Genomic DNA, 6,748 nt, shown 5'->3' with positions numbered 1-6,748 from the left:
TGGGGGATGAGTTCGTGCGGGCCGCGCCAGTCGGTGGGGTGGGCCGGCGGACGGGGTCGGCGTGCCGTCCGCCGGACGGGCTCAGTAGGCCCGGCGCCGCATCCGGCGCCACCACATCAGGCCGGCGCCGATGAGCACGATCCCGGCCGCGCCGGCGCCCGCCGAGGCGGCGATCAGCGGCGTGTTGCCGGAGCTCGCCGCACCGGCCGGCTGCAGCGCGTCACCCAGCTGGTTGCGCACGTCGTTGCCGCTCGTCACACCCTTGGCGGTGGCACCGCGCGAACCGGCCGTGGGGTTGGCCAGGTACGGGAAGTACTTGCCGAAGCCCTTGTCGTTCTTGTCGACCGCGTCGCCCAGGTCGTTCTTGGACCCGACCAGCTCGCCCTCCATGACCTGCAGCGCCTCGTCGATCACGTCGTCGGTGAGCCGACGCCCGTTCGGGAAGCCCTGGTTGTCGCCGTCGAGGACACCCAGCCGCTTGGGGCTGGCCGTCGGCTTGATCGAGGTGTTCAGGCGCAGCTCCTCCGCCGGGGTCACCTTCGGCGGCTGGTTGAGACCCTTGACGCCCTTGAGGAACACGTCGACGAGGTCGTTGCGCGGCTCGGACGGCGCCTTGATCTTGTAGATCTGCTCGATCAGCTTGGGCAGTTCGGGGTTGGTGACGTTCTTCAGGAACTGCGCGTCGTACCACGGCGAGGACGCGTTGAACTTGTCCTTGTCCTTCAGCGGGTTGACGACCTCGTTGACCAGCGGGTTGCCCAGGCGCGAGACCTGCTCGTAGTAGCCTTGCGCGTTCTTGCGCTGGGTGGTGGCCCAAATGCCCACGACCGGCTGGCTCTTGGACTCGGTGATCATGTCCGTCGGCAGCTGCAGCGCGATCGAGTTGACGTTGTAGCCCTTGAGCGTGTCCCGCCCGACCTCGGACAGGTTCCCGCCGTACAGCAGGTCGAACACGCGCAGGTCCGCGAAGAACGGGTCGTCGGCCTGCCCGGCGAAGGTCTGGCCGCCGTTGGAGAGCTTGTAGACCGCCTGGTCGCGCAGCTTGCCGTAGTCGGGCATGGACGCCTTGCCGACGTCCGACGGGGCCACCGGGATGTCGTCGGCGAGCCTCGTCTTCGACTGGACCTTCTGGTTCTTCAGCTTGATCAGGTCGATGTCGTAGGTCTGCGTGATGTTCAGGTCGGGGTCGGTCAGGTTGCTGACCACGCCCGTGTTGTACAGGAACGACTTCTTGTTCTTCGTCTGCGTGCTGAACGTGTACCGCAGCAGCAACTCGCCCTGCGCGTCACCGTTGTTGTCGATGTGGATGTCGTACTGGGCGTCGTCGGCGAACTGGTAGAAGTTCGGGCCGCCGGCGGGCTCTTCCATGGGGATGAAGTTGGCGATGATCGTCGTCGTGTCCGGCTTGTCCGGGCTGACGAACGCGTACAGGTCGGTGTTGTCGTACTGCGGCTGCCCCGAGATCAGCGGGGCCTCCCGGTGGCTGGAGGCGGAGGCCGCCCCCGGTTCCAGCGCGGTCACGCCGGCGGCTGCGAGCCCCCCGGCGGCCAGCGCACCGGTTATGAGGGTCGCGATGCCCCTGCGTCCCGCACCGCTCCTGGATGTAGGTGTCATGCCGTCCGTCCTCAGTCCCAACTTGCCTGACGAACGCTGATTCGGAGCGGTCGGCAGGGTGGATTGGTCGAATCCCAAACGTCTTTACGGCGAACCCCCGATCTTGTCTCAGACGGACGGCGATTCTTGTTTCGTCGCACGCGCACCCGCGTTTTGGGGCCGCTGATCCGTAACCCCATCCGGAGGTGCGTTCGTTGCGAATGTCTGGTGTGACGGGACGGGGCCCATGCGGGCGCAGAGAGGGGGACCGGGTGGAGGCGGACGAGCTTCTGCTGCAGGTGGCCGGCGGCGACCAGAAGGCGTTCGAGGAGCTGTACGCTCTCGTGTCCGGTCCGGTGTTCGGACTGGTGCGGCGGGTGGTGCGGGACCCGGCCCAGTCGGAGGAGGTGGCCCAGGAGGTGCTGCTCGAACTGTGGCGCTCCGCCGCCCGGTTCGACCCCGCCCGGGGCAGCGCGCTGTCCTGGGTCCTCACCCTCGCCCACCGCCGCGCCGTCGACCGGGTGCGCAGCGCCCGCGCGGCCGTCGACCGCGAGCAGCGCGAGGCGCGCCGGGCCGGCGGCCCCGCCTTCGACCACGTCACCGAGGAGGTCGAGGCGGGCCTGGAACGCGAATGGGTGCGCCGGTGCCTGGACCGCCTCACCACGTTGCAGCGCCAGTCCGTCACGCTCGCCTACTACGACGGCTACACGTACCGTGAAGTGGCCGAGCGGCTCTCGCTGCCTCTCGGCACGGTCAAGACCCGCATGCGCGACGGACTCACCCAGCTGCGCAAGTGCCTGGGAGGTGTCGCGTGAGTCTTCTCGCGAAGCTGCTCCACCGCGAGGACCTGCACTCCCTCGCCGCCCCGTACGCGCTCGACGCCCTGGAGCCCGCCGAGCGGGTCCGCTTCGAGAAGCACCTGAAGACGTGCGACGCCTGCGCCGCCGAGGTGCGCGCGCTGGCCGAGGACGCCGTCCGGCTGGCCTGGTCGACGGCCGCGCCGCCGCCGGCCGCGCTGCGCGACCGGGTGCTGGCCGCCGTACGCGCCACCCCGCAGGAGTCCTCGCCGCTGCGCGAGCACACGCCCCAGTTGCCGCCGCACGTCTGGGGCACGCAGCCACCCCCGGCACGCTCCCGTGCGCCCCGTGAGCGCCGCCCCCTGTTCGTGCCGTTCGCCACGGCGACCGCCGCCGCGGCCCTCGTCGTCGCCTCCCTGTTCGCCGTGCAGGCCAACCGGACGCAGGACCAGCTGAACGCCGAGCGCGCCCAGTCACGTGAGATCGCCCACGTTCTCGCAGCTCCCGACGCCCGTGCGACCGCCGGCCGGGACGCTCGCGGGCGGAGCATCTCGGTCGTCGCCTCCGCGGCGGAGGGGCGCGCGGTCGTCACGCTCAGCGGATACGACGACGTCCCCAGCGGACGGGTGAACCAGCTGTGGCTCATGCGCCCCGGCGCGCAACCGCGCTCCCTCGGGCTCTTCGACGGCGACACGCCCTTGGTCGCGACCGGTCTCACCAAGTCCGCGGCATCACTCGCTGTGACCGTCGAGCCCGACGGCGGCTCGGCGCAGCCCACCAGCCAGCCGGTTGTCCAACTCGCCCTGAAATCGGTTGGATTCGGAGAGTAACCGAAGAGGGGTCGTCAACCTCCTTACGGGGAAGGTGAATCCTGTGACCGCGATACACGAGTGCCCCAAGGGGGCGATAGGGTTACCCTGCCCGGGCCGGGTGGACTCGTACGGGTGGGGAGTGACATGGAACAGATAACAGTGCGCAGCAGGGCGCGAGTCCCTGCGATCACCTGCGGCAGCAGCGCGACCAGTTCGCGCCTCGACCGCCATCTCTCGGTGCTGGCGGGTCCCGCCGTGCCGCAGCAGAAGACGGCCGAGGCGACCTCGCTGATGCGTGAGCTGACCGCGCGTGACACCGTGCACGAGGACAGCAGGGGTGCGCGAGTCCGTCGCGTCTCGCTCTTCGCACCGCTGCGCCGACTGCGTCGTTCGCTGTTCGGCGGCCGCTGAGCCGTACGGCCGGCAGCCGCACCGGCGTCCTTCCGGTCCGCGTTCGGGGCGGCCCGCCGTCACGGCGTGCGTCGCGTCACGCCGTCCGTCATCCCCACGGCATGCGGCGGCGCCCCGGCACGCTTCCCGAGCGCGGACACATCCCCACCCGTCACGCCACCTCCGGGTACCTCCCACCCGCTCCGTACCCGGAGCACCCGTTCAGGTACATCAGATCAACGTGAACTGACCCTCGGGGCCTTCCTCGTGGTGGTCGAAGACCGAGGCCGGCCTGCGCGCCGCCTCCGGCGCCGGAAGGACGCCGGCCTTGTGCAGGTCCGTCGCCGTGACCGGTGACGTGATCGTCAAGTCCCCTTGCTGCGGACGCAGTTCCGCCAGCAGGGCCAGCACCGTGATCAGCTCCAGCAGCTCCGACGTCCAGGCCTGCGGCCAGGTCGGCGGGCGGATCGCCGCCAGGGTGCCCGGCTCGGCCTCCGCCGTCCGGGAGGCGAACCACTGCTCCAGGACCCGCACCCCGGCCGCCTCGAAGTCCCAGGCCTCGGGCGGCACCGGGGAGATGCGGCCCTCGTCGAGCAGCAGCGTCTCCTCGTCGCGGTCGTAGGCGAGGGTGAGCGGACGGGACGGCAAGGGGGCGCGCACGTACGGCCGGCGGCCCCCGGGCAGCTTCGGGCGCTCACCGTCCCGGCGCATCAGCCACAGCACCCGGCGGCCCAACTCCACCCCACGTGCCCAGAGTTCGGCGTCCTCGGTGAGCGGGACGGCGAGGTCCGGGCGGACCGTCGCCATGATCCAGGCCAGCAGGTCCACCGGCGTCACGGACCGCCCTAGCCGGGCGCCCAGGTGCTCCAGCAGCCCCGGCGCCAGGTTGGGCTCCGCGCCGCCGGGGCGGCGGTACAGGGGCCGGATCCGGCCGGGGCGCAGCAGCGGCAGACGGGAGGTGGCCAGCAGGTGCGGTCCGTCCGCCTCCGCGGGCGCCTCCACGACGAAGATCTGGTGCTCGTCCGCCACCCGCCACAACTCGGGGCGGGCCGTGTCGATGAGACGGTGGTCGGGGATCAGCCACTGCTCGTCGAAGGGGGCGTGCAGGACGCGGACCGGCTCGGGACAGGGCCCGGAGGCGCGCAGCAGCTTCTCCGTGCCGCTGGACTGGCCGGGGAGCTGTCCGACGGCCGAGTGCAGGGTGCGCGAGCGAGTCGGCTCGAACAGGGCCTCCCGGTCGGGGCCGTCCGCCTTGAGCAGGGCGTCCCAGCGGGCCTTCAGGGATGCCGCGTCGGGGCCCGTCGGCCACCCCCGGCCGAGCCGCGGCGGTGCGACGGACCACGGCAGGAGGTCCGCCAGCGGCGGAGCGTCGTCGTGCGTCACGCTGGGCATCGTACGGCCTCCCGCCGACAGCCCGTCGCGGCCGGTGACCTCATGGGGCGTCCAGCGTCACCGTGAAGGAGAAACGGTCGCCCCGGTAGTGGATCACCGCCGCGTCCAGCACCCGGCCCTCCGTGTCGTGGATGATGCCCGTGTAGTGCAGGATCGGGCTGAGCAGCGGCACGTCGAGCAGCCGGGCCGTCTCCGGGTCGGCCAGGCGGGCCTCCACGGTGTCCGTGATGCGGCCGATGCCGACCCCGACGACGTCCCGCAGCACCTTCGTCATCGGCCACCGCACCAGGTCGGCGGGGTCGATGCGCGCGGCCACGTCCGGACGCACGTAGTTGCGGGCGTGGTTGGTCGGCTCGCCCGTCTTCTCGTCGCTGCGCAGGCGGTGGTACGTGGCCACCTCGTCGATCCGGGGGAAGTACTCGGCGAGTTCCGGCGGCACCGGGGCCCGGCCGTGGTCCAGCAGCCGGGTCGTCATGCCGGACTGCTGGGCCACGATCGCGTCCACCGAGCCGAGCAGGCGGACCGGGGCGCCCCGGCGGGCGTCCGGCTCGATGAACGTGCCCCGGCGGCGGTGGCGGGTGATCAGCCCCTCGTCCTCCAGTTCCTTCAGCGCCTGCCGCATGGTCAGCACGCTCACCCCGTAGTGCCCCGCCAACTGCTCCTCGGTGGGCAGCCTGAGCGGGTCCTGGGGCGAGCGGCCGAGTATCGAGGCGCGCAGGGACTGCGACACCTGATACCAGAGCGGCAGCTTGCGGTTCAGGACGATCGAGTCCGGGGCGAAGGAGGTCACGGGGCTATCCGTACCGGTCGTCCGCGATCAGTGCAACGGAGGGAGCCGAAGGGGCGCGGCTTGGGCGCCCCGTAGGCGAACGACGTCATGACAGCGCGCGGAAGTGCCGTTCCAGGCCCCGCCACACGTCGTCGTAGTGCCGTTGCAGGTGCTCCGCCTGGGCCGCGTGCGCGGTCAGCGTGACCGGCCAGCGCGTCTCGAACATGAACGCCAGCCCGTCGTCCACCTTCTGCGGCCGCAGCTCGGCCGCGCTCGCCCTGTCGAACGTCTCCCGGTCCGGGCCGTGCGCCGACATCATGTTGTGCAGCGAGCCGCCGCCGGGCACGAAGCCCTCGGCCTTCGCGTCGTAGGCGCCCTCGATCAGCCCCATGTACTCGCTCATCACGTTCCGGTGGAAGTACGGCGGCCGGAAGGTGTCCTCGCCCACCAGCCAGCGCGGCGCGAAGACCACGAAGTCCACGCCGGCCAGTCCCGGGGTGTCCGACGGGGAGGTCAGCACCGTGAAGATCGACGGGTCGGGGTGGTCGTAGGAGATGGTGCCGATCACATTGAAACGGCGCAGATCGTAGACGTAGGGCACATGGTTGCCGTGCCAGGCGACCACGTCCAGGGGCGAGTGGTCGTAGGTGGCCGTCCACAGGTTGCCGCAGAACTTGTTCACCACCTCCACCGGCCCCTCGACGTCCTCGTACGCGGCGACGGGCGCCCGGAAGTCCCGGGCGTTGGCCAGGCCGTTGGCGCCGATCGGGCCCAGGTCGGGCAGGCGGAAGGGTGCCCCGTAGTTCTCGCACACATAACCGCGGGCGGACTCGTCGAGCAGCTCCACACGGAAGCGCACCCCACGAGGAATCAGCGCCACATGTGCGGGCTCCACATGCAGCTGCCCGAACTCGGTGTGCAGCAGCAGGCCGCCCCGCTCCGGCACGATCAGCAGCTCGCCGTCGGCGTCGCTGAAGACGCGGTCCATGGAGGAG

7 protein-coding genes are annotated in these 6,748 nt (G+C 71.2%); 3 read left to right on the top strand and 4 right to left on the bottom strand.

Annotated features, from left to right (window positions below; genetic code table 11):
- Positions 1-81: 81 nt before the first annotated feature.
- Positions 82-1,614 (bottom strand): DUF4331 domain-containing protein, encoded by a 1,533-nt coding sequence (locus ACYF6T_RS44100; protein WP_461703629.1) that lies wholly within the window; start codon positions 1,612-1,614, stop codon positions 82-84.
- Positions 1,615-1,865: 251 nt separating this feature from the next.
- On the opposite strand from ACYF6T_RS44100, the gene ACYF6T_RS44095 reads away from it, so the two are divergent.
- The 3 genes from ACYF6T_RS44095 (at position 1,866) to ACYF6T_RS44085 (ending at position 3,613) form a co-directional block, all read left to right on the top strand.
- Entirely contained in the window at positions 1,866-2,408 is a 543-nt protein-coding gene (locus ACYF6T_RS44095) for a sigma-70 family RNA polymerase sigma factor (protein ID WP_461703628.1), read from the top strand.
- Positions 2,405-3,220, top strand: coding sequence for an anti-sigma factor (locus tag ACYF6T_RS44090; RefSeq protein WP_461703627.1), 816 nt, complete (start codon positions 2,405-2,407; stop codon positions 3,218-3,220). Before ACYF6T_RS44095 ends, ACYF6T_RS44090 begins: the two co-directional genes overlap by 4 nt.
- A 126-nt stretch (positions 3,221-3,346) precedes the next feature.
- Entirely contained in the window at positions 3,347-3,613 is a 267-nt protein-coding gene (locus ACYF6T_RS44085; protein ID WP_461703626.1) for a hypothetical protein, read from the top strand.
- 210 nt (positions 3,614-3,823) lie between these two features.
- Here ACYF6T_RS44085 and ACYF6T_RS44080 read toward each other — a convergent pair whose 3' ends face one another.
- From ACYF6T_RS44080 to hmgA, 3 genes are all read right to left on the bottom strand, one after another.
- Positions 3,824-4,984: a type ISP restriction/modification enzyme gene (locus ACYF6T_RS44080; RefSeq protein WP_461703625.1), complete on the bottom strand. Its 1,161-nt coding sequence runs from the start codon at positions 4,982-4,984 to the stop codon at positions 3,824-3,826.
- A 40-nt stretch (positions 4,985-5,024) separates the two neighbouring features.
- The gene (locus ACYF6T_RS44075) at positions 5,025-5,774 is read right to left on the bottom strand and encodes a GntR family transcriptional regulator (protein WP_461703624.1); all 750 of its coding nucleotides are present in this window, start codon (positions 5,772-5,774) and stop codon (positions 5,025-5,027) included.
- A gap of 85 nt (positions 5,775-5,859) precedes the next feature.
- On the bottom strand, positions 5,860-6,748 hold an 889-nt coding region (gene hmgA, locus ACYF6T_RS44070), incomplete at its 5' end, for a homogentisate 1,2-dioxygenase (protein ID WP_461703623.1).

Source organism: Streptomyces sp. 7R007 (assembly GCF_054850255.1).
Note: the sequence above shows the minus strand (reverse complement) of the source record. Positions and strands in the feature narration are given on the sequence as shown.

Coding starts and splice junctions, on each gene's coding strand:
- ACYF6T_RS44085 (WP_461703626.1), top strand. CDS start 3,347: ATGGAACAGATAACAGTGCGCAGCAGGGCGCGAGTCCCTGCGATCACC.
- ACYF6T_RS44100 (WP_461703629.1), bottom strand. CDS start 1,614: ATGACACCTACATCCAGGAGCGGTGCGGGACGCAGGGGCATCGCGACC.
- ACYF6T_RS44080 (WP_461703625.1), bottom strand. CDS start 4,984: ATGCCCAGCGTGACGCACGACGACGCTCCGCCGCTGGCGGACCTCCTG.